The sequence below is a fragment of the Polyangiaceae bacterium genome (genome assembly GCA_016715885.1).
Taxonomy (GTDB): domain Bacteria; phylum Myxococcota_A; class Polyangia; order Polyangiales; family Polyangiaceae; genus Polyangium.
In genome coordinates this window covers 823,364-846,623 of the sequence record JADJXL010000028.1, presented here as the reverse complement: position 1 = coordinate 846,623, position 23,260 = coordinate 823,364, and the positions used below count along the sequence as shown (strand labels likewise).

20 protein-coding genes are annotated in these 23,260 nt (G+C 60.0%); 10 read left to right on the top strand and 10 right to left on the bottom strand.

The genetic code is table 11. The features are described from left to right. Positions 1–96 precede the first annotated feature (96 nt). Positions 97–510, bottom strand: coding sequence for a hypothetical protein (locus tag IPM54_44930; GenBank protein MBK9266907.1), 414 nt, complete (start codon positions 508–510; stop codon positions 97–99). Between the two features lie 100 nt (positions 511–610). Continuing rightward, on the bottom strand, positions 611–979 hold the full coding sequence (locus IPM54_44925; protein ID MBK9266906.1) for a GFA family protein: 369 nt from the start codon (positions 977–979) through the stop codon (positions 611–613). Between the two features lie 132 nt (positions 980–1,111). On the opposite strand from IPM54_44925, the gene IPM54_44920 reads away from it, so the two are divergent. Both IPM54_44920 and IPM54_44915 read left to right on the top strand, forming a co-directional pair. After that, entirely contained in the window at positions 1,112–1,696 is a 585-nt protein-coding gene (locus IPM54_44920) for a Uma2 family endonuclease (GenBank protein ID MBK9266905.1), read from the top strand. Positions 1,697–1,761: 65 nt separating this feature from the next. Continuing rightward, positions 1,762–5,097, top strand: a complete 3,336-nt coding sequence (locus IPM54_44915) for a serine/threonine protein kinase (GenBank protein MBK9266904.1) — start codon at positions 1,762–1,764, stop codon at positions 5,095–5,097. 7 nt (positions 5,098–5,104) lie between these two features. On the opposite strand, the gene IPM54_44910 is transcribed toward IPM54_44915, so the two are convergent. After that, positions 5,105–6,709 carry a L,D-transpeptidase gene (locus tag IPM54_44910; GenBank protein MBK9266903.1) on the bottom strand — a complete coding sequence of 535 codons (1,605 nt, stop codon included), beginning with the start codon at positions 6,707–6,709 and terminating at the stop codon, positions 5,105–5,107. A 141-nt stretch (positions 6,710–6,850) separates the two neighbouring features. Between IPM54_44910 and IPM54_44905 the strand changes: the two genes are divergently transcribed. Both IPM54_44905 and IPM54_44900 read left to right on the top strand, forming a co-directional pair. Next, entirely contained in the window at positions 6,851–7,828 is a 978-nt protein-coding gene (locus tag IPM54_44905; GenBank protein MBK9266902.1) for a hypothetical protein, read from the top strand. 10 nt (positions 7,829–7,838) lie between these two features. Beyond that, positions 7,839–9,323, top strand: coding sequence for a hypothetical protein (locus IPM54_44900; protein ID MBK9266901.1), 1,485 nt, complete (start codon positions 7,839–7,841; stop codon positions 9,321–9,323). Here IPM54_44900 and IPM54_44895 read toward each other — a convergent pair. The 3 genes from IPM54_44895 to IPM54_44885 form a co-directional block, all read right to left on the bottom strand. Then, positions 9,310–9,903 (bottom strand): hypothetical protein, encoded by a 594-nt coding sequence (locus tag IPM54_44895; GenBank protein ID MBK9266900.1) that lies wholly within the window; start codon positions 9,901–9,903, stop codon positions 9,310–9,312. The two genes, IPM54_44900 and IPM54_44895, sit on opposite strands and share 14 nt — an antisense overlap. Positions 9,904–9,978: 75 nt before the next feature. Next, positions 9,979–10,968: a site-specific DNA-methyltransferase gene (locus tag IPM54_44890; GenBank protein ID MBK9266899.1), complete on the bottom strand. Its 990-nt coding sequence runs from the start codon at positions 10,966–10,968 to the stop codon at positions 9,979–9,981. Continuing rightward, on the bottom strand, positions 10,965–11,813 hold the full coding sequence (locus tag IPM54_44885) for a penicillin-insensitive murein endopeptidase (GenBank protein MBK9266898.1): 849 nt from the start codon (positions 11,811–11,813) through the stop codon (positions 10,965–10,967). The genes IPM54_44890 and IPM54_44885 overlap by 4 nt, the downstream gene beginning before the upstream one ends. Before the next feature lie 59 nt (positions 11,814–11,872). Here IPM54_44885 and IPM54_44880 point away from each other — a divergent pair, with 59 nt between their 5' ends. Next, complete coding sequence (locus tag IPM54_44880; GenBank protein ID MBK9266897.1) at positions 11,873–12,352, top strand: hypothetical protein; 480 nt, start codon at positions 11,873–11,875, stop codon at positions 12,350–12,352. Here IPM54_44880 and IPM54_44875 read toward each other — a convergent pair. Then, positions 12,349–14,193 (bottom strand): hypothetical protein, encoded by a 1,845-nt coding sequence (locus IPM54_44875; protein ID MBK9266896.1) that lies wholly within the window; start codon positions 14,191–14,193, stop codon positions 12,349–12,351. The two genes, IPM54_44880 and IPM54_44875, sit on opposite strands and share 4 nt — an antisense overlap. A 288-nt stretch (positions 14,194–14,481) precedes the next feature. Here IPM54_44875 and IPM54_44870 point away from each other — a divergent pair, with 288 nt between their 5' ends. Next, positions 14,482–15,708 (top strand): hypothetical protein, encoded by a 1,227-nt coding sequence (locus IPM54_44870; GenBank protein ID MBK9266895.1) that lies wholly within the window; start codon positions 14,482–14,484, stop codon positions 15,706–15,708. 306 nt (positions 15,709–16,014) lie between these two features. Beyond that, complete coding sequence (locus IPM54_44865; protein ID MBK9266894.1) at positions 16,015–16,839, top strand: hypothetical protein; 825 nt, start codon at positions 16,015–16,017, stop codon at positions 16,837–16,839. Between the two features lie 5 nt (positions 16,840–16,844). Here IPM54_44865 and IPM54_44860 read toward each other — a convergent pair whose 3' ends face one another. Both IPM54_44860 and IPM54_44855 read right to left on the bottom strand, forming a co-directional pair. Continuing rightward, positions 16,845–18,179: a hypothetical protein gene (locus IPM54_44860; protein MBK9266893.1), complete on the bottom strand. Its 1,335-nt coding sequence runs from the start codon at positions 18,177–18,179 to the stop codon at positions 16,845–16,847. An 83-nt stretch (positions 18,180–18,262) separates the two neighbouring features. Then, the gene (locus IPM54_44855; protein MBK9266892.1) at positions 18,263–19,783 is read right to left on the bottom strand and encodes a HAMP domain-containing protein; all 1,521 of its coding nucleotides are present in this window, start codon (positions 19,781–19,783) and stop codon (positions 18,263–18,265) included. Positions 19,784–19,942: 159 nt separating this feature from the next. On the opposite strand from IPM54_44855, the gene IPM54_44850 reads away from it, so the two are divergent. From IPM54_44850 to IPM54_44840, 3 genes are read left to right on the top strand one after another with little or no spacing between them, the layout of a single operon-like run. Further along, positions 19,943–20,755, top strand: coding sequence for a phytanoyl-CoA dioxygenase family protein (locus tag IPM54_44850; GenBank protein ID MBK9266891.1), 813 nt, complete (start codon positions 19,943–19,945; stop codon positions 20,753–20,755). Positions 20,756–20,779: 24 nt separating this feature from the next. After that, entirely contained in the window at positions 20,780–21,193 is a 414-nt protein-coding gene (locus IPM54_44845) for a hypothetical protein (protein ID MBK9266890.1), read from the top strand. Positions 21,194–21,235: 42 nt separating this feature from the next. Further along, the gene (locus tag IPM54_44840; protein MBK9266889.1) at positions 21,236–22,507 is read left to right on the top strand and encodes a M4 family metallopeptidase; all 1,272 of its coding nucleotides are present in this window, start codon (positions 21,236–21,238) and stop codon (positions 22,505–22,507) included. Between the two features lie 62 nt (positions 22,508–22,569). Here the strand turns inward: IPM54_44840 and IPM54_44835 are convergent, their stop codons facing one another. Further along, the gene (locus IPM54_44835) at positions 22,570–23,253 is read right to left on the bottom strand and encodes a response regulator transcription factor (GenBank protein MBK9266888.1); all 684 of its coding nucleotides are present in this window, start codon (positions 23,251–23,253) and stop codon (positions 22,570–22,572) included. Positions 23,254–23,260: the final 7 nt, after the last annotated feature.

Sequence of the window (23,260 nt, the reverse complement as noted above, 5' to 3'; positions counted from 1 at the left end):
GGCTCTATAAGTGTTTTGGCCTTCGGCCAAAACACGAGCCGACTGCTCTGCCCCCCATACCCCCCGAATTGGCGTTGGCGCAAATTGTTCAGCAAATCAACTACGATTTCGGTACTTTTCCACTTCTGCCACGGCATCCGCTTCGGTTGCGACGAAAATGGTGGGGCTCGTTTCTTGTATTCCAAGCGCCTTGCGCGCGCGAAATGACATGTCCGCGAGAACTCGCACGGTGAAACTCCCACCATAAGAAATGCTCATCACGAGCCCCGGTGGTACGTTTTGGCGGTCATTCATTATTTTTCTCGCGTCACGCGACATCGTTCCCAGTTGCGACAAATCGGAGAGCACAAAGTACTGCGTTTTGGTACTGCCCCATTCGTCTTGCCACTCGAGAATGGATTGCAACTGCGGACCGGTGAGCGTTCCTTCCAGCCGCATGAAAAAAATATCCGGCTCCTGAATCCAGGTGAGGTGCTGCCCGAAGCGGCGGATGGCCGCGGCACTGGACATCCTAAGCATGCTCTTGGAGGAAGACATTCTCGTGCGCCGACCGTATCACGGTGTCCCGGTGGCTGACAAGAGCATGCTGCGATCCCAAACGATCCGGCGTTTACCTACTTCTTCCGTCCACTTTTTGCAGTTGCAGCATTTCGACGTCGACATCGTCCACGCAGCGAAGATTGATGGCCTTGACTTCATTGCCGTCGGGCATCGTTCCTTGACCGAATGGATGAATGCCACACACCTCGCAAAAGACGTGGTGCACCATTTTCTGGTTGAATTGATAATCGCGCAATTTGTCATTGCCCGATAGAAGCTTGAATTGCGCCGCCGGGACGAACGCGAGAATGTACCCCGCTTTCGTACATATCGAACAGTTGCACGAAATGACGCCTTCGAGTTTCATGGTCGCTTCGTAGCGCACGGCGCCGCAATGGCAGCCTCCAGTGTAGGTCTTCATTTCCGTTGCATTCGTCATGACGCACCTCCTGAGTTCGTCCGTCTGTAACGAGGGTTCGTCGCACGAGTACGCGCTGAAGGCAAGTCTTGGATGCGTTCCGCGCACGATTTCGGCTGGACATGCGCATGGCTTCGTAGGACACTCGGTCACATGGCCGACGCCGCTGCTCGCACGCGCATGAGCGAAGACGAATACCTTGCGTTCGAGCGAGCCTCGGACGAGAAACACGAGTTCGCCGATGGCGAGATCTTCGCCATGGCGGGCGGAACCTTCGAGCACAGTACCGTTGCTCAGGGCATCGGCGGCGTACTCAGGGCCGCGCTTCAGGGGCGACGATGCACTGTGCAAAACTCCGACATGAAGGTGTACATCCCGAGCACCGGTCGGTATGTGTATCCCGACGCCATCGTCGTGTGCGGTCGTCCCGAATTCAGGGATGACAACCGCGATGTACTGCTCAACCCGCGCGTCGTCGTAGAGGTTCTTTCTCCGACGAGCGAAGCTTATGACCGTGGGGACAAGTTCGCCAATTACCGGTCGATCCCTTCGCTGAAGCAGTATGTCATCGTGTCGCAGGACAAACCCTACATCGAAGTCTACACACGACAAGATGATGGTGCATGGGGCTTGCGCGATTACGGGGCCGGTCAGACGGCCGCATTGCCTGCCATTGAATGCGCCATCGAGGTCGATCAGGTCTACGCTGGCGTGTTCGAACAGTACGACGACGAATGACAGCGTGACAATTCTGCGTTTCGCATTCCCGCTGGCACATTTTTTCCTTCCAATCTCCTCCCGGTTTGGACTATCGTCCCGACCTCATGTACGTGCCCGTCGACGTTCGTCGCGCCTTGTCGTCCCTCGCGCTTCAGGTTGCCGCTCATCCAAACCTCGAACAAATCGCCTACGTGCGCTTTCGCGCGAATGCGGACAAGGTGGCGCTCGACAAGCCCTTGCCCGACGAAATGCGCGTCGCCGCCGCGCTGCTCGCACGTGAGCTTCCACCGCTGACCAAATCGCTCGATGCGTGCAACGAGCTGGCAACGTTCCTCGGCGAACCGGCGGGCGACGTGCTTTTGTCGTGGTGTGCCGCGAGCACGTGGCGTCGTGATGTGCAAATCGCTCCGATTCTGTACGGCGGGCTGGAAACGTCGGTCGCGTCGCGCATCGTGGACATTGCGCGAGCGCGTGTCGTGGAGGGGCCGCTGTTCGACGCTTTGGCATGCGCGCCGCTTCTCGGGACGAACAACGAGCTCGTGCAGCCCATCAACGCCGAAGCGCGTGCGCGGCTCGAAATCTTGATTTGGGAAGCCGGCGCGAGCGCGCTCGAAGTGCCGCTGCTCGGTCAATGGCTTTGGAGCACGCCGGATGTTTTCGATGCAATGATTCACAATCCGGCTCATGGCGCATTGCGGGGCCGTGTTCTCGCAGCAAGGTGCCTGGAAATCAGCGTCCGAGGAATGCCGCCGGATACGCATCCGGAGCTCGTGGCTCGTACGCTGCAAATTCTTCAACCGCTGCTTTTGCATCCCGAACCGCTCGTATGGGTGCACGCGGCCCGAGCGCTCGGGCGCCTCACGGGCGTCATGGAGCCGCTCGAAGGAACGCTGCTCGATTGGGTATTCGGGCATTCGCAAGTTTTGCGACAGCGAGCGACCACCGCATTCGCATCGCTGCCCGCAGATAGGCTCGCGTTTTTGTCGAGTCAGCTTCAGGCGATATTGGATTCACCCGCCGAGGAAGATTGGGTGCTCGCGGCCGTCGCTGCAGCGACGCCCTATTTGTATTTCGAGCGTAAAAAAATGTGGGACAGGCTGGCTCACCGCATTCTTTCGGGCGACGGTGGTGCGATTGCAGCTCGAGCCCTCGCACGAGGTTTGGCGACGCTCCTTCGGCGCGGCGGGAACATGCCGGAAATCGAGGATACGCTCCGGACCTTGCGTGAAAAGGCGAGGTTTGTCCAAGCCGATACCATGGAAGAATGCCGGCGATGGATCGAAGTGACCGCGGTGAGCGACATGGTGGATCGTGCCGAGCGGGATCCGCTGGACTTGGAATTGGGGCTCGAAAATTTGATGCGTATGGCGGCGCAATACGATGACGAAGAAGCCGACGCCCGCGCAGCTCGGTTTGCAACGACGCTTTTGCCGACATTTTTGGAAGCGCGGCGAATTGCGCATGGAACGGGCGGAATGCGGCAGCGAGCGGCTGCGCTGAATGCGCTCGAAGGCAATGCGCGAGCATTCGCATTGCGCCTCTGGCGACCGCTGCTCAATACGCGACCTGCGGGGGACCCCGTCGAGGAACCGGAGCTCGAAGAAACGTGGAAAACGCTTGCTCGGGCGCCCGCGGAGATTTTGGATTTCATTGCGGAGCGGCGTGCCAATCAAGGCATTCCCGTAGAAACCGATCTTTCGCTCGAAGTCGCTGCCATCAGGCTCGGTGGTTATGCGCTCGACGCGTGTGGCGAAGATGGGGAATTGGGTCCGGGCCGAGGTCCCACGGCGCACGATACGTGTTTGTGGCTGCGCAAGCTCGAAGGGCTCGCAGACGGGTCGCGCGCATTGCCGGCTTCGCTGAAAAGTGCTTTGAGCTCGCTGCTTTGGCGTATTGTCGACACGACGCGAGGTACGGCGCTCGGCGAGGTCGACGATGCCAAATGGCTCGGGCCTTTTGCGGCGTGGTGGGCGCTCGTGATTGATCGGCCGGCCATGCTTCTGCAGCTTGCGACGGCACTTCCGATGATGTCGGAAACGGCATTGCGACATTGCGTCGAGCAGGCCGAAGCATTACGGACGGCCGCGAATTCGGCCGAGGAAGACCCGGGCTGGGCATATCCTGCCGAGGAAGCATTGGCGGCGCTTCATGCGCGAGATACCGAGCTTGCGAAGGCCATTACGAGCTTGTGCGTGGCGCTCGAAGATTTCACCGAAATGAGCGGGCTGAAGCCGAATCTCGAGGCGCACTGTCAAAAATTGGTATTGGCGGGAGATCGGCTGCAGGCGGCTCTGGCGGATCCGGTGAAAGCATTGCATTCGTCGGAAGGTGACACGTCGGAATTGGTTTCTACGGAAATGAAGCAAAACGCGCCTCGCGTCGCGGCGCTCGTGGCGCGCGCCATTCGAGCGCGTGAAGTGTCGATGCTCGAGGTGTGGTTTGCGTCGCTCGGCCCTGTGGCATCGGCGCTTCTCGAGGGAGCGGTGCGTGGAGCGATCAAACGAACGCCTCCGCCGCCGCCATCGGCGAAAAAACAAGAGCCGAGAATCATCGAAGGGTACGAGCTGGTCAAACCGCTCGGCGAGGGCGGTATTGGATCGGTTTGGCTCGTACGCAAGCCGGGTGCAGACAGGTTGTTCGTGCTCAAAATTCCAAAGGCTGAAGCATTGGCGCAAGCGAACGACATCGAGCGTGAGGGCATATTGGCGTCATTCGTCGAGGAGGCGAAGGCGCTGGCGGGTCTTTATCACCCGAACGTGGCGAACATCATCGATCGGGGCGTATCCGATGGGGCGCCGTTTTTGGTGCTCGAATACTTGATCGGCGCGGATTTGCGTCAATATGCGATGGCGCAAATGATGACGTTATTCGAATTGCGCCGCGTGATTTTGGAGACGTGCGCGGGGCTTACGGCACTTCATGGTGCGGGGCTCGTGCATCGAGACATCAAGCCGGCGAATTTGTGGCTGCGTTTGCCATTGCAAGGAGGAGTGGCATTCGATCCGAAGCAGCATCGGGATCCGGCGCGCGCTGCGCCGCTGGCGACGGTGGTCATCGATTTCGGCATGGTGCGAGCGATTCGAGTGCCGGCGGAGGTGGGCGGAAAGTTTGTCGCGGGAACGCCTGGGTACATTGCGCCCGAACAGGTGCTCGATCCTGTGGAGCTCGATCCGCGCGCGGACGTGTATGCCCTGGCGGGGACGATTTACAACGTGACGACGGGCCGGGCATTTTTTGACGACCTGGGGCCGCGGGACAGGATCATTGCGCACATGCGGCGTGATCCATTCGAGGATGCGGAGCGGTTGCGCGGGTATCCGGCGGCGGTGGCGAAACTGCTTCGCGCGGCGACGGCGCGTGCTGCGGCGGACAGGCCGACGCCGATGGAGTTTGGGCGGGAGTTTGCGGCGGCGATTTGAGAAGTGCTCAAAACGCCGTAATCACGACCGGCGTCGACTTTCCATTGCCATCGCCCGGACGAATTCCGCCCCATCCCTCGGGCAGCGGCGGGTCTGTCCAGCCAAACATGAACGCCCCGTCCTCCGGCGAAAGGTTCACGCATTCGGCGCTCTTCAAATTCCCAAAATCCTCGTGCCAGTACGCGACATGCATCGCGAGCGGTGCGCGCAAATATTGAATGTGCGGCACTTCGGATATCCAAAGCTTTTTCGGCGGCCATTCCTTGTCCGGCGACATGACCGATACATGATCCTTCCACTCGATCGGAAAAAATCCCGTCTTCGTCATCGAATGAACGTACGGATCGTACCCCGGCACGGGCGCTCCACCTTTGCCCGGTGAAAACATCGTCGCATACACCGGCGTCATTCCTTCGTATGCCGTGAGCGTCCCCGGGTTGATCTTCGCCTCGATCCACTTTTCGCCCGGACCAACGCCCGTGGGAAGCTTTTTCGGCAGCCGAGTCACCGTGACGCTCTTCGTTGCGGCAATGTACACGCCAGGCTCGTTACGCAGCGGATAATACGATTGCTTTCCTACTTTGATCGGTTCGTCGTTGATTTGAACAAACGTTTTCGATGCAATCGTTTCTCCCATCGGAATCATTTTGTCGTCGTCCTTGGTGAATTTCTGGATCGGCGACAAACCTCGATTCCACGCGAGCGGCAGGTTTACCTTTTCGCCAATGTGTACCCCGTGAAACTTGGATCGTCGAAACGGTCGCATGCGATCGGCCGGCACGAGCATCAAATCCGGCGTCACGAGCCACACGCGACCGTCTTGTTCGAACGCTTTCGCGTACGCCACCATGGATCCGTTTGGAATGACGCGCCAAACCAATTTCTTGGGATCGTACGCGCCATTTCCACCCACCGTGCGTTTGTGATCCGCAAAAATGGCAGGCACGGCGTCTTTGCCAACGATTTTTTCGCCATTGGCAATCAATTCTTCATGCCCAGCCGACCATTCTGCGAGCTGCACGAATTTGCCCGCTTCGCCAAAAGAACGCTCGGCCTTTTCCGCTTCCGCTGCCGTGGGAACGCGGCTGTACATCGGCGCCCCATTCGAAAATGCATAACTGTACGGGAACGACGTTCCCTTCGCCGGGGCGAACTGCGCCAATGCTTGATAATACGGATCGGACAAATCGAGCGTCGTTTTGCGCGGGTCGAGACAAACGTACCCTCGAGGTTTTACCTTGTAATACCCTCGCGGACAATCCTTGCCTTCGACCGGATCATTCGACAAAAGCGGAGCGCTCGTGCCCATGCGAATGTACCCGAGCGGCAAACCTTTGGCTTGGGGTTTTTTATAAATGTATGCTCGTTCGGCAATCGCTCCGATGCTCTTCGGCCCGGAGACTCGTGCCGGCGTAGCTCCGGGGGCGTCTGTGGATGCAATGCGTTTCACATTGGCGGCGCCCGAAGGGGAGACTCGTTCCGAACTGTCACGAGGCGCATCTTTCGCCGTGTCCTCGTGAGAGAGCGAGACGGCGGGCGAGGGGGGAGCTTTGGCATCGCACGCGGGAAATACGAGGATCGAGAGAGCAAGAATGCGCCGAGGGGTGAGCATGGGAAAATCGTATCGAGGTCTGTGGGACAGTGCAAAATTCCTCGCAGATCCATTCTGGTTGGTGCACGCTGGAGCACACGGACAGCGGTCGACTTGCAGGCGGCTCCATGCGTCGGCAGATCGACGTGAGACGGCGGAGTGATGAGAAAACGCGTGGGGATTCGGCGGACGGCGATGGTGGCGGCTCTCGTGGCGAGCGTGGTTTTCGCTGGTCCTGCGGCGGCGCAGGATGGCGCGAAGAAGGCGGCGGCCGATGCGCTGTTTGCCGAAGGTCGGGCGCTCGTGACGCAAGGCAAGTACGCGGAAGCTTGCGAGAAATTTGCGGAGAGCGAGCGGTTCGAGGCGGCGGTGGGCACGTCGCTGAACTTGGGCGAGTGTCACGAGCGGCTCGGGCGTACGGCGAGCGCGTACGGTGCGTTTGGTGAAGCGAAGCGGCTGGCGGCGTTGCGAGGGGACACGGAGCGCGAGGCGCATGCGGCGGAGCGTCGCGAGGCGCTCGAACCGCGGCTGTCGAAGATTGCGCTGTCGGTGCCGTCGAAGGCGCGTGGGGTGAAGGTGCTCTTGGACGGGCGCGAGCTTGGTGCGGGAGCGATTGGCGCAGCGATTCCGGTGGATCCGGGGCGGCACGTGGTGAATGCGGTTGCGCCGGACAAACCGATGCCGTTCGACAAGGAAGTGATCGTGGGGCCGGGGCCGGTGACGGTGGCGGTGGAGATTGTGTTTCCTGGGGAGAAGCCGCCGAGCGATGGTTCGTCCTGGAACATGATGCGCAGCACGGGCGTGGTCGTGGGCGCGGCGGGCATCGTGGGTGTTTTGGTGGGGGGTGGTTTTGGCATTGGGGCGATTGTCAAGAATGATGCGTCGAAGGCCGAGTGTTTACCGGCGGACCCGACGCAGTGCAGTTTGCGCGGGCTCTCATTGAATCGGCAGGCGGGGACGTATGCCAACGTGTCGACGGGAGCGTTCGTGGCCGGTGGTGCGCTGGTGGGCGTGGGTGTCATGCTTTATTTGATGGGCGGCGTGGAGGGCGTGAAGAAGAAGCCCAAAGCGGAGGAGATTCAGATTATTCCCGTTGTGGCACCTGGGTTTGGCGGGGCAATGGCCGGGGTGGAGTTTTGATATGCGAACGATGACGAAATGCGTAGTGGGCGCGGGTTGGTTGATTCTGGGTTCGTATGGGTGCAAGCAGGTAATGGGCTGGGAGGAAGCGACGTGGTGGGGCGAGGGCGGCTCCGGTGGTGAGGCGGGGCAAAGCAGCAGCAGCGGCGGCGCTGGAGGCATGGGGGGCGACGCTGGCGCGGGTGGCATGGCAGGCATGGCTGGAGCGGGTGGCATAGCGGGGATGGGCGGGGCAGGGGGCATGGGAGGTGGCGGCGCGGGGGGATCGGGCTGCATGACGGAGGCGGATTGCCCGGCGGTTGCGAATGCGACGAGGACGTGTACGAATGGGGTATGTGGTTTTACGTGTAACAATGGGTTTGGCGATTGCACGGCAGCGGCGGGATGTGAAACGGTATTGACGAACAATCGGAATCATTGTGGCGCGTGTGGAAATGCATGTGCGGCGTATTGTGCGGGGACCGAGTGCAATGATCCGGTGAGCATTGCGGGTGGGTATCACCATCATTGTGCGGTGATGACGAATGGAGATGTGTATTGTTGGGGCAGAAATGAAAAGGGGGAGCTTGGGGACGGCACGCTGGGGTCGAAGCCGGTGCCGACGAAGGTGAAGGGGTTGCCGGGGCCCGCGGTGCAGGTGGATGGAGGGGCGAGCGCGACGCAAAACAATTACACGCCGAAAACATGCGCTGCGCTGGTCAACGGTGAGGTGTGGTGTTGGGGCGAGGGGAATGGAACGCCGACAAAGGTGGGGGGGTTGGCGAATATCAAGGAGGTGTCGGTGGGAGATGCGCATCTATGCGCGGTGAGTAAGACGGGAACATTGTATTGTTGGGGAAGCAACAGTTACGGTCAGGTAGGCGATGGTGGAACGGGTTACGCCGCCGTGCCGGTCCAAATTACATCCAATGTTTTGCACATATCTGCTGGAGGGAAGCATACATGTGCTGTGGTTACTGGCGGCGCGCTGCAGTGCTGGGGTGACAATGGTGATGGCCAACTTGGCATTGGTTCTTTTCTCGGGAAGCAATCGCCCACCGTGGTAGAAGGAATTGCCAACGTTAGCGCTGTACGTTGCGCGAATAGTCACACATGCGCGTTCGCGGGGGATGCACTTTATTGCTGGGGAGCAAACCAGGTAGGTCAACTGGGCACTGGAAATATTAATTCATCGTCAGTTCCCAAAGCCGTCAACCTGCCCGGGGTGGAAGCGATTGCTGTTAGCTATAATTTTAGCGCAGCTGTTACGGACGGGACGCTTTCGATGTGGGGATTCAATAGCAGTGGCCAACTTGGCACTGGGATGACGAATACCGTTTATAGTCCAATGGCTGTAGCTTTGATGGACGTGCAGGCGATAGGGTTGGCAAGCACGTCTTCATGCGCATTGCTGAAGAATAGAGAAATTCGCTGTTGGGGCGCGAATACCTACGGGCAGCTCGGCAATGGTGGGATTCAGCAAAAGCTATTGCCAACACTCATTAGTTGGCCATGACCAGTGCACGCGAGTGGCGATGTAGGCGTGGTGTGTTGGCTTTACAGATCGTGATTAAGCTCATCTCATCCACCTGCGTGCCGACGAAATCGGTGGTTCGCGTGCAGGTCGGAATTTTGTCGCCGCAGGTGGTGCCAGCACAGCCGAACGTCGTTTTCCAGACGCTGCTGCCCGAAATCGCATCACCATCGACAATGACATCGATGGTGTACGAATCCGTTGTTGTTCGTTTCGAGCCGGTGCCGTCTGGCATGTCGTATTGCACGTCGACCGTTTTTCCGGTGAATTGGTATCCGGTATCCGTTGCGACGCCCTCGAGTGTATTTGAGCCGCTGTCCAAGTAATAGGCGTCATTGATGCTCGCGTAAATGATCCACGTGCTGCTTCCACGAATGGTGGTGTCATCACTCGCTTGGTTCGGCGGCGGATCCGAGTCCGGGTAATAACACCCGCTCGTCTGTTCCGTCACGCCCGGCGATACGCGATAAATCACGTAATCGCCTGGCGAAATCCCACATCCCACGACCCCCAGCGCTCCTGCAACAATGGCAGCGCATTGCAACGTCTTCGCAAAACTCATGGCACAACTCTCCTCTTGTTGTCGCGAACAATCGCCCAAACAGCACCGCCACCCTGGATCCGCGCAAAACCTGCTTCAGCCTTGCGCAGAGGGCATTCCATCAGGTGGCGGCGTGTGCCGTGAAGGCTCATCGTCCACGTCGTGCTCATTCGACCGCGACGATACACCGCCCAGCCAAGAAAAGCTCATCTTTTGTACCGTCAATCGCTTGGCTGTGATCTCAATCGCTACGTTGCTTTGATCACTTCCGACGAACCGACGTCCCAACCGCCCCGCCGCCACCAACGTCGTCCCACTCCCACACATCAAATCCGCTACCACCGCACCCTCGATGCTCGACGCTCGCACCACCCGCTCGAGTAGCCGCTCCGGCTTCTGCGTCGGATACCCCGTCCCCTCTCCCACAATCGGCGTGTTCGCGACCATCGCCGGAATGTCCGCCCACACACTGCCAAGACGCCGACCCTCGTCCGCATAATAACGATACGGCTTGCCCCCTATCACCCGCTCCCGATAGAGCCGCCCCGCATCGTCCCGATGCTTGAAGTGCATCGACAAGCTCGTCGCCGCATAAGGCTCGCGCAAATCGGGATCCGACGCGTTGTACACGACCTGCTTTCGCTCGGACGCCGCACGCGCATACATCAATATCGTCTGGTGCGTCACGGCAAACCCTCGCGCACCCCGATTGCCATTGCCAGGCACCCAGATCACTTCCCCCAAATACGCCCCGCGCCCGAATAATCGATCCACCGCCACCTTGACGTCGTGCACCGTGCGGTGATCCAAATGCACGTAAAGCGTCGCCCCAGCGCTCATGCAGTCGCGAATCGCCGAAAGACGCGGAATCAACATCGATACCAGCGCATCCGGATCGTAACGATCTTCGTACGCCACGGGACCTCCCGTCCGCGTGCGCTTGCCTCGAGTTTGTCCGGGCGCAGTGCGCGCCGTCATCGCCGTGCCCACTCCATACGGCGGATCGAGGTACACGAGGTCGAATCGCAGATCGCTCGGGAGCTTCGCGCATACGTCGAGCACGTCGCCGTGGCCCAAATAATTCATGGCGCAGCGACCTCGGTGGCGCCGGCCTCCGCAGGCAAAAGCCCCTCGAGCAGCGCAACGAGAAGCTCTTCGTCGGAAACGTCTCCAAGCACCGGCGGGTTCGGTAGCCACGGCCAAGCAGGCCCGTGCACGTCACACCCGCTGACGAGCTCGTCCTGCGTGCACGCGATGCGCAAATGAAAGTGATCATCGTGCGGCGCGCTGTCCGCCGGCTGAAGCAGCACGTTCTCCGCTTTCCAGATGAGCTCCAAGTCTTCACCGCGAGCCCGCGCATGCTCGATGAGCAGCGCTTCGAGCCACCGCGCGAGAAAAATCCACTGCACGTCGGCCTTGGGCGACGTGACGAGTGCCTTGACAAACTGCCAGTTTCGCTCGGTGTCGAAACGAACGAACGTGCCCGCAGGTGTTTCAGCAAGACCATCGGGGCCGAACAAGACAAACCCGGGGCTCGGGATCGAACGACCATCGGGCGTCGTGACATAGAGCAAGAGATCAACGTCTCGGCCCGTGCGGTGCGACCTGTGGCCCGTGCGAAATCCGCCGTATTTGGCGGACAAATCGCCCACCAAGAGCGGCGCTCCAGGGCGAAGACGACTCACGGTCGCTGCTGCATGCTGGATGGTCGCGATGAGTCGCGGAGTACCCCACCGCGCGGCGCTCGCGTCACGGTAGAGCCGAAACGTGTGCGTACGCTTGGGGAGCGACACAGCATCCGTCAGCACGCCGAAGTGCGGCAGACCCACGGACCCTCGCACGTTCGGCGTGAGTGGTGACGGTGTGCCGACACATCCGGCAAGCACCATGAGCAGCGACACGAGGAATCCGAAGCAGGCGACTTGATGCATCCGACCGATCGAGACGTAGAAGAGCAAAGGAAACGCGAGACGTGAAGAGGCTGTTTGCCATGAGCAGCCCGCAGAGTCACGCTCGGACGATGAAGGAGCTGTTGCGCTCGCAGATGGGAATCATCACGCACGAAGGCGGGTTTGTCCGGTTGCGACGCACGTCGATGCCGATGTCGGCGGCGAATCCCTTCGAAGTGGATGAGGTCATCGAACGATTTCGGATGCTGGTTCCGCTACGAGAACGGCGGAATTTGGGCTTTTTGTTGGATTCGCGTGATGCCCCGATGGTTGGCGACGACGCGTCGATGTTATCGATCCGTCCGGTGATGGAGCAGTTGATGACGGGGTTTCCTCGCGTGGCGATCCTGGTGCAAACGGCCCTCGGCAAGCTCCAAGCGACGCGTCGCGCGCGAGGGGACTCGCTGTTCGAGCAGCATCACTTGACGGTGTTTTCCGACGAAGCGCAGGCGATCGCGCATGTGACGGGGCAGTCGACTTCGCAGACGGGGCCGCTATCGGTGCGGGGGAAGCCGGTCTAGAAACACTCCCCGGCGCAGTTTGTCGCGACGCAATTCGTCCATGCGTTGCAAGTGCTGTTCGTGCAGCACTGCGCCTGACACGCTTGCGGATCCGTCCCGCTGATGGTGCACCTTTGGTAGCAACCCATGCTTCCCGCGCACGCTCCGTTCATCAAACACGCCTCCGTTTGATTGCAGCAACTACCCACGACGCACTGCGTGCAGATGGTGCCGCCCGGATCGAGGTTGCACGTGCCCGCATCTCCCGGAGGCGGCATGCCGCAGAAGCCTCCGTTGCACACGAGACCCATGCAGCACTGCGCGCTCGAGTTGCACGTGGATCCAATGGGCAAACATGATCCGGCGCCGCAGAGATTGTTTTGACAAACTCCGTTGCAGCAGTCCGATGGAGCATTGCAGGGGAATCCATCGAGCTTGCACGTGGGACCTCCACACACGCCTCCGTTGCACGAGCCCGAACAACACTCGAAGGCGGATCCGCAGGGAGATCCATCGGGGAAACATTGGCTGAAGCCACACGTGAACGTGTTCGGATCACAGAACCCGTTGCAACACTCGAAGCCGCTCGAGCACGGGAAACCGTCGGGTGAACACATTGGGTTGATGCACGCGCCGAACTGACAGGTGTTCGAGCAACATTCGGCATTCGTGTTGCAGGGGAAGTTGTTCGGGAAGCACCCGCCAAGACCGCACGTGCTGCTGAGCGGATCGCACACGCCCGAACAACACTCGAAGTCGTTCACGCAGAACACGCCATCTTCGCTGCATCCGCCGAACGTGCAGATGCCGCTGTTCGGATCGCAGAAGCCCGAGCAACACTCGAAGTCGGAGCTGCACGGGATGCCTTCGGGGAAGCAGCCGCCGAAGCCGCACCTGTTGGTGTCGAAGTCGCAGATGCCCGCGCAGCACTCGGCGCCATCGATGCAGAACGAGCCGTCGGGCAAGCACATGGTCACGCCGCACGTCTTCGTGAACGGATCGCAGAAGCCGTTGCAGCACTGAGCGTCGGTGCTGCACGTGGCTCCGTCGGGGTTGCAGTTACCTCCGCCGCATACGCCGCCTTCGCATTTGTTTGAGCAGCAATCAGTTGGGAAGGTGCATGCCGATCCGTCGAGTCCGCACGTGGTGAAGTTGCAGATGCCGCCGGGGCATTGTCCCGAACAACAATCGATCGCAGAAGCGCACGTCGAGCCGTTCGGAAGGCACATCGTCACGGTGCCGCAAACGCCATTCGTGCATGCGTTCGAACAACAATCGCTCGGGTTCTGACAGACGAACCCGTCGGGTTGGCAAGACGAACCGCAGACGTTTCCATTGCAAGGTGCGTTGCAACATTCGTTATCGCCGAAACAGGTGGCACCTTGAGGTTTGCAGGTGTTCGGCCCGCAAAACCCGTTGGAGCACAAATTGTCACAACATTCGGTTGGCGTGTTGCACGCAGTGCCTTGCGGTTTGCATTCGATGCCGCCGCAGAACCCCTGCGAGCAATCGAAGTCGCAGCACTGTTCGCTGGCCGTACACGCGAGACCTTGCGGAATGCACGAAGCGCCGCCGCAGAAGCCATCGACACAATCGAGGTTGCAGCAGTCGACCGTCGTTGCGCAGGCAAAACCTTCCGGAGCGCAGATCTGCTCGGGTTTGCACTGACCGTCCTTGCAGAGCAGATCGCTGCAGCACGTCTGCTCGGCCGAGCACGCATCGCCAAGCTCGGCGCACACGGCTTGCGAATTTCCGAACAGGTCGAGATCTCCCGTGCGCGAACCGCAGGAAGCGAACGTGAGCACGAGGATCGTGACGAGTGCGCAAGCAGAAGCCACGCGAGCGGCAAGCGAAGGACGCATGTTCGCAGTCTAGAGGGCCCCGAGGCAAAGCGGAACGGGGCGCGCTTGCCAAGACGCTCGGTGGAGAGAAAACTGCCCTCCCGCATGACGCAAAAAGGTCCCGGAAAGCTCGTTGAGAAACCCGTGCCCGGTGAAGGTGGTGGCAGCGGGCTCGCGGGCGTCGTCGCAGCCGCGTTCGTCATCGCGGCGATCATCGTCGGTGTGCGTTACATCGGCGCTGGTGGTGAGCTCGCGGCGTCCAAGACAAACCCCGTGCTCGACGAAGAAGACGCGGCCGTTGCCGCTCCGATCGTCGTGCCTCCGCGCTGCAAAACCATTTCGTCCGAAGCATTCGTCGTCGGGGACAAACCCACGACGCGCGCTCGTGCGGATGCGGGTGCGGACGAGGCTGATGAAGAGTTCGACGAGCTCGCGCCGTACGCGGTCGAGCTTGGGCGCGGAGCGGTCACGAGCGACGGGTTTGCCGTGGGGGCGCTGCGCGATGGCGATGGCGGCTCGTACGCGATGGTGGCTCGAATTGGAGCTGATGGGCGAAACGGAAAACTCATGCGACTCGGGCGAAGCCGCGGTGACTTCGATGCGCCCACGGTGACGGGTTACAAGGACTCGGTCCTTGCCGCGATGCTCGAGCCGAACGCTGGAGGTCGTGCGATACGCGTGGCGAAAGTAACGGGCGACCAAGTGACGTGGGGCCCGGAGGTGAGTGAGGGGCGGGACGAGTCACTTGCCGTAGACATCGCGACATCGGGCGATCGCGCGGTTCTCGTCTGGGACGATGTGAGCAAAGACGGCAAACGAACGATGATCATGATCGAATCGTTCGACCCCCAAACGATGCGATCGGAGGGTGCGACGCGGCCGATATCGTCGCCGAAAAACGATGCGGAGTTGCCGCGATTGGCGCCGCGGCCCGGCGGATATTGGCTTGCGTATGCGGTGGTGGGCGAGGGGAAAAGGCCCAAGGACGAAGACACGGGGCTTGGTGGGGAGGCCATTCAGCCGCGCTGGGTGGAAGTCGTGCCGCTCGATGAACGAGGTCATCCTGTATCGACGCCGCGGGCGATTACGCCGAAAGATGGTCATGCGCTCGCATTCGACATCGAAGCATCGGATGACGGGGGAATGATATTGGCGTATCGGGACGACGACACGCCGAGCGGGTCGACGGGCGGAAAAGTCATGACGATATGGGTGCGGCTTTCGGGCGTCGGTGAGCCGCAGCTCGTGACGGAGGAGGCGAATTCGACGGGCGTACCGGATTTGCTTCCGGGGTGGATGGCCATTGCATCGTTATCGGGTGCGACGCGAATGGGTCCACTTTCGGCAAAAGGTGAATTGCTTGGTGAATTGCGTCGCGAGCCCGAAATTGGGAATGGCGAGGTTTTGGCGGCGACGAAGGCATCCTTATTGATTGCGCGGCCGGCGGGCAAAGCGATGAAACTATCGGTCGTGGAATGCGTTCCGGACGAGCCGACGCTGGATGGTGGCAAGCCTGCTGTCGATGCGGGACCTTAGGCTTGACGCACGCCTGATTTTCGCGAACATGCGGGAATGCTCATTTCGCCCAATTCTTGGACGGTTGGGACCGTTTTCCTGCTCGGCTGCAATTCTACCGGCGATTTGCCTCAACCCAATGCGGGTTCATCCAGCGGTGACACGGCCGACGCTGGCCCACAGACCATTTGTGATGGCGATGGAATCTGCGAAATCGACGAGACCTGCCAGAGCTGCGAATCGGATTGTGGCTCTTGCATAGAGGGCGCACCATGTGCCCGTTTCGAATCGGTCACGGCAGGTTCGACCATTTTCATTTCGGGCGATATGGGCGACGATCGCGCTGGCATGGGTGCCGGATGCGATATCCACGCCAAAGTGCAGAAGGTGACCGTAAAGGGATCATGGAGTGGCGATGTTCGGTGTCATCATTGCAATGGCTGGATATTTGAAAATATCAGCGTCTCGGACGGTAGTTTGCGCATGATTGCAGGAGATGGCTGGACGATTCGCGATAGCACCATCGATGGCGGCGGACGCGGAATCATGGCCGTCGTGGGGACGGGTTCCGATGATTTACCCGACGGTCAAGCGACGAATTGGCTCATCGACAACATCACCTCGCGTAATGCCGGTTGCCGTCCAGCCGACGACCCTTACCCGACACATGTTCGAGCGCTTTATGTCATTGGCAAAAATGGCGTTCCGAATCATGGAACCGTGCAAAATAGTCTGTTCGAAGGGGCGGGGTGCGGAGTGACGGTGAAAATCGGCGGCACTGGCAATTTGGGGTCTTGGTCGGGAGCGCCGGATGCCGCGGACGATGTCGTCTTTCGAAACAACGAGATTCGAAACGTGGGTGATGGTCCCGAACGCGAAGCGCTTTTGCTCGCTACGAACAGCGACGATGTCATCGTTGAAAACAATCGATTGACCGCAGGCGAATATGCCATCGTTGCATCGGGGCCGTGGAGCGGCAGCGGGCTTCGAGTCACCGGCAATCTCATCGACGCTCCCGTTTTCATGATGGCTCGGCTATGGAACAACCCCGCAGCCGGAGCGCTCTCGTACCTTTATGGAGAAAAGTTCGTGACGTTCGAAGACCCTGGGCCGTGCCCCGAGGTCGGGACGTGCGAAAACAATACACGCTGAAGTGTTCAAGGCGCGATTGTCGCGGTAACCGTCGTAACGCCAGTCAATCCGGGTACGTCGCCAACCATCACCGCTTTGCCATTGACTCGCGCGTGTCGCAATTTATTTCCGGCCGCATAGACGATTTCGGCGTCTGCCCCTGACAAACCTCGGACCACCACCGGCGCCGACGATGTACCTGCGGGCACTTCGACCGTCGTAATGGAACCGAACGCCCCGTCGTTGCCCCGCACGAAATAAATGCCCTCGTCGAGCATCCCGTGGTACGCAATGAGGATGTCTCCACCCGGGACCACTTCCGCTGCAGCCGGCTGTTTTGAGGTGGCAGCGCTTGCAATCGTTTCTTCGGTCGTCCAGGAATTCTGCGGCGTAATCCATTTGATCGTACAAATACGATTGTCGCTCTGACGCACGTAGACGATCCGTAGGTCCATTGCGGCGTCCACGAGTGCCAATGGCCGAATCGTATTGACCACGGTCGATGTCGGAGCTTGCGTCGACGGTTCCCAGGCCCCGCCCGGGCTGGATTTGTACGAATAATAGAGCCGAGCATCGTCACCTGCGTATACCGCATACGCACCCGCATTGCCGCCAGCCGCGAGCACCGTTGCGCTGGGCCCGAATGCTTGAATTTGCACCATGCCCGCAGGAATGGGTCCGAATGCGCCAAATGAATTTCCGTCGCTATTTTGCGCATAATAATGCTTGTTGTCCGTGCCGAGGAAACTCATGATGACAGAAACGCCCGCCATTGCCGCGGCGGGACCATCCTTGGCGAATCCAAAGGTGCCAACCTGTTGAGGCGTCGTGAAGCCGGATGCTTTCGACCACGTCGTCCAAAAAAGCTCATTGTTTTCAGCGGGCACGGCGCTCGAACGACGCATGACGGCCAGCGCGCCGCCAACCATTTGTGGTGTGATGTCCGCCGAATGAAATGAAAAATTCAAGGGTGCGGCGACCCAGCCCGTCGCAGGCTCGAAATACGCACCTCCCGCCGAAGGCCCGGCGAGCGCAACGAGCGTTCCCGTCGGCCCGCCGCCCATTCCTCCAGCGCCCCCATTCCCCCAGCGCCGCCCATTCCCCCAGCGCCGCCCATTCCTCCAGCGCCGCCCATTCCCCCGGAGCCCGACGATGCGCTGCTCGAACTGCTGCTCGCCGCGCTCGACGAACTGGACGCGCTGCCCGCGGTGCCGCCCATTCCACCAGCGCCGCCCATGCCTCCATCGCCGCTGCTCGAAGAACTGCTCGACGAGCCGCTCGAGCTCGACGTCAGCGAAACCGAGCCGGTGGAATTGCCGAGCTCGGTGCCGGTCGCACATCCGATGAAAGAAACCAAGCATGCCAGTGTCCAGCGAGAGCGCATGAGGTTCTTGTACGCGTACGTTTTCAGGGGCGTCAAGCGTGTTTGATGCAAAGCGCCGCATCACCCTCGATACGGAATCTCGAGCGTAAACGTCGCGCCTTCCCCAGGACGGCTATCCACGAGCACCCGACCGCCATGAGTCTCCGCAACGCTTTTGACGATGGCGAGGCCCAGCCCCGTGCCATCGCGATCGGCGTCCGTCGTGAAAAACCTGTCGAAAATGCGCGGCAAAATGGCCGCCGGAATGCCTGGCCCTCGATCCCGAACCTTGAATCGAACGACGCCTTCATTGGCGCCACCGTCGATGGTGAGCGCGACCGGCTCCGACGCCGGCGAAAATCGTATGGCATTGTCGAGCAAATTCCCAATGGCCGTCTCGAGGTCCATTGCGCGACACGTGAGAATGCGTTCGCCCGCCAAAAATTCCAAATTCACGGGTTGATCGGGGCTCGATGCCCGCTCCACCGCTCGCGCCGCAAGCGATTCGATATCGCACGGCCGCATGGCTTCTGCCGACGCTTCAATGCGGGATAGCTCGAGCAGTCGCGACACCAGCCGATCGAGCCGCGCCACGTCGAGCTCGATGTTGCGCAAAAAGCGGCTGCGTGCTTCCGGATCGTCGAGCGCTCCTTCGCCCAGCAATTCCGCAGCGCCTCGAATCGATGTCAGCGGCGACTTGAATTCGTGCGCAACATCCGCCGCGAAATCGGAAATGTAGCGCATGCGTGCATCGAGGCGTTCTTTCATTGCGGCGAACGCTTCACCAAGCTCCCGGATTTCTCCTCCACCGCCAATGGGAACGACGACGTCCCGCTCGCCCGCTGCAATTCGTTTCGCTGCACGAGAAAGCCGCCCGAGAGGCCGTGAAATGCTCAATGCCAAAAGAATGGATACGAGGCCCGTTCCAATGAGCGCCACCGCGAGCACTCGAACGAGCCCCGAACGAATTCGATAAAGCTCCACGAGCACCGGCTGCGTGGACCTCGCAAGATACACGACACCTCGCACGCCGCTCGAACGAATGGGTTCGGCGAGGAACAAAAATACGCCCGGTTTGCGTTCGCGAACACGCGTATACGTCGCCTTGTTGCCGGAAAGCGCGGTGCGCACTTCACTACGATGGGCAAGCTCGGGCCACTTTTCTTGCGGATCGGCGAAAACATCGATCACTTGCGATACTTCGCGTGAACGTGGTAAAACCGATGGAGGCAATGGCTCGGGACCTTCGGGCGGGCCATCGGCATGAGAATCCGCGACCACGGCGCCACTTTCGTCGATGATTCGAATGCGCGTTCGCGTGCGTTTCGCCGCCGTCGTCAAAATGCGTGCATATTCGACATCGGCAAGCGGCTTACCATTGCGCAAACCACTTTCGATGAACGTTCGTACGAGGACCGCTTGATTCGACATGTCACGTTCGAGCGCGTCGAGGAGCTCGCGCTCGTGGACTCGGGCAAACTCGATACCAATGGCCGGGACGAACAGCGCCAGAAGATTGACGATGAGCAATCGATAACGAATTCGGGCGAGTGAAACGAAAAATTTTTGCACGAGATGCCTCGAATGGGATTTTAATTCAATGTGTGCGTCGACTCATGCGTTTGCCCCGACCACTTGGAAGCAAGACACACTTGGCACGATCGCTCCGCGGGCGCAAGAGAGCGTGTTTGGCAGATTTTGATCCCTGTTCGGTTTCTGGAGACTTGCCTCGAGCCTTCGTTCAGTCCTACAGTGCCCACCATGACGTCTCAGCCCGTGGACATCGAACAGCATGTGCAGCGTATCGAGCGAGATGGTTATACCATCCTCGAACGCGTGATCGAGCCCGACCTCATCGACATGATCGCAGAGGACTTGGGTCGCATCGAACGGGAACGATCCATTCGGCCAGCGCAGAACCTGTTCGAAGGGTTGCGAACGGTTCGGATTTACAACCTCCTCGCATACGGCGCGCCATATGATCGGATTCCAGTGCACGACCGAATTCTTCCGCTCGTCGAGCGCGTGCTCGATCGGGGATGCTTGGTGTCGTCGATATCGTCGATCGCCATTGAACAAGGCGAAACGCCTCAACCGTGGCACGCCGACGACCAGCATGTTCCGCTGCCTCGGCCCCACGTGCCCATCGTGTGCAATACGATGTGGGCGATTACGGATTTTACGAAAGACAACGGCGCCACGCGGCTCGTGCCGGGGTCGCACCGATCCGCCGACGTTCCTCCGCCCTTTGGAGACATCGATGGAGCCATTGCGGCGGAGATGCCTCGCGGCAGCGTGCTCGTGTATCACGGCAGCTTGTGGCACGGCGGAGGAGCAAACTCGACGAACGATCGCCGGGTCGGGGTGGCGATGAATTATTGTGCGGGGTGGGTTCGCCAGCAGGAAAACCAATTGCTTGGAATACCCCTCGAAGTTGCGCGTACGTTTTCGTCGCGATTGCGAAAGCTTTGCGGATGGGGCTTGTACAAGAAATTGATGGGCCACATCGACAAGTGCACGCCGGAGTATTTGCTCGACGGTTCCGCACCCAAGAAAGTCGTGGGAGAGGTTTGAGGTTCACGGCGCGTCGTATGACGCTTGGCCACGAAGCGTTCCGGCCACAATGCGCGCAGCGATGCTTTGGTATTGGGGGGTTACTTTATGTTCGCCAATCATCCTGTGGGTGAGAGGCGGCTCACCGCCAGTGGTGTCGTGCTCGGCACGCCGGGCTACATGTCGTCCGCGCAAGCCATGTGCCGCGATGAAATTGGCTGGCCCGTGGACGTGTTCGCGCTGGGCGCGGTTCTTGATGAAGCCATTTTAGGCGAGGCTGCATTTCCTGGTGCTCATGCCGTTGCAGTGCTTGCCAAGGGATTGTTCGAGGAAGTACCGGCGGTCGAATCTCGGCGCCAAGTGTGGTCAATGATGACGTGCGTCCGGTACGCTCGAAATGGTGCCCGTTCGTCGAGGCGAACGAGCGAATGTTTTGAATACAAACGAAATGAGCGGTGATGCTTCCAATTCGAAGCCTCGACGAATGAAGGCGAGCCATCGATGCCCGTCGTATTCGTCGATGCGCATTCGGGCGATATCGTTCTCTCGTACGACAACCTCAAGACGCAGCGCAATCGCAGCACCTACAATGGCAAGACGCAAAACTCGCTCCCGGGTACGCTCGTGCGTAACGAGGCGTCTAGTCCGAGTGGCGATGCGGTGCTCGATCTCGCGCACGACAACGTTGGCACGACGTACGACTATTACTTCGCGTCCTTTGGTCGCGACAGTGACAATGACGCGGGCGCGGCGCTCAAGGCCACCGTCCACCACAAGAAGAATTACGTGAATGCCTTCTGGAACGGTTCGCAGATGGCCTACGGCGATGGTGACGGCTCGCAATCGTCGGCGCTCGTCGTGCTCGACGTGACCGCCCACGAGCTCACGCACGCCGTGACGGATTACTCGTGGGACCTCATTTACAGCAATGATTCCGGTGCGTTGAACGAGGCCATGAGCGATATTTTCGGCGCGGCCGTCGAAGCGTATCGTGACAATGCCGTTTCGAAAAATACGTGGAAGATCGGTGACGAGTGCTGGACGCCCAATACGCCGAACGACGCATTGCGGTACATGTACGATCCGGCGGCGGCGGGCGATTTCGACTTCTATCCGGATCGTTACCAGGGCACGTCGGACAACGGCGGCGTGCATTGGAACTCGGGTATCGCGAACCTTGCGTTTTACCTGGCCGTCATGGGTGGTACGCCTCCGCGAGGCAAGACGAGCAACGTCGTTTCGCCGCTTTCGTCGAATTCGCTGACGTCCATCAACATGGGCGCCGCGATTTTCTATCGTGCCAACACGACCTGTCTCTCCCCGAGCTCCACGTTTGCGGACGCGCGTTCCTGTACCGAGGCAGCCGCGACGGACCTTTATGGCGCATCGGCGGCAACGGCCATTGGCGATGCGTGGACAGCCGTGGGCGTCAGCAGTTCGGGCGGTGGCGGTGGCGGTGGCACGTCGACGTGGACCGTCATCGACACCAAGAGCAACCTCTCCGGCGCGCGTCGTAGCGGAACCAATTACAGCTATACGACGCCGGCTGGCGCTTCGCAAATCAAGTTCGATACGTCCGGTGGATCGGGCGACGTCGATCTTTATGTGAAATTCGGCAGCCCCCCAACGACATCGAGCTACGATTGTCGTCCCTATGCGGCCGGTAACGCGGAATCTTGCGTGTTCAATCCCGCACAGCAAGGCACGTACTACGTCATGCTCCGCGGCTATTCGGCGTACTCCGGCGTGACGCTCAAGATGAGCACGCAGTAGTCCCTTCCGTGCGTGCCGCGTAAAACGGCGCGCACGTTTCCTCCCGGCATCCACGATTCAATTCACGTCCCTGCAAACTTGTATCCCACGCCGTGCACGGTCATGATGGGATCGTCCCCGCCCGCTGCGCGAAATTTGGCGCGAATGCGTCGAATGTGCGTGTCGATCGTGCGTTCCGTGATCAAATTGTCGAACTTGTACGCTCGCGTCATGAGCTGACTGCGTGAATACACGATTCCCGGCCTCTCGAGCAGCACGCCGAGCACGCCGAATTCGGTCGCGGTGAGCGGCACGAGCACGCCGGAGACGCGCGCTTCATGCCGTTCGACGTCGAGCTCGACCGAACCTTGCGTCAGGACTTTGCGGGCGTTTTCTTCGGGCGCTTCGAGCCGTCGAAACATCGCTTTGACGCGCGCCACGAGCTCGCGCACGGAAAACGGTTTTGTCAGGTAATCGTCTCCGCCCAATTCCAGGCCAAGCACGCGGTCGATTTCATCGCTCCGCGCCGATAGAAACAAGATCGGCACCCGGCTCGACGTGCGAATGTTGCGGCATGCCGACAAACCATCGACCTCGGGAAGCATGACGTCCAAAATGACGAGATCGATTCCGCCGCGCTCGACCGCATCAATGGCTTCTCGTCCGTCGGTCACGGCGACGACTTCGTACCCTTCTTTGCGAAGCGCGTAATCGAGCACTTCACGAATGCGAGCTTCGTCATCGACAACCAAAATGCGTTTGCTCACGACTTTT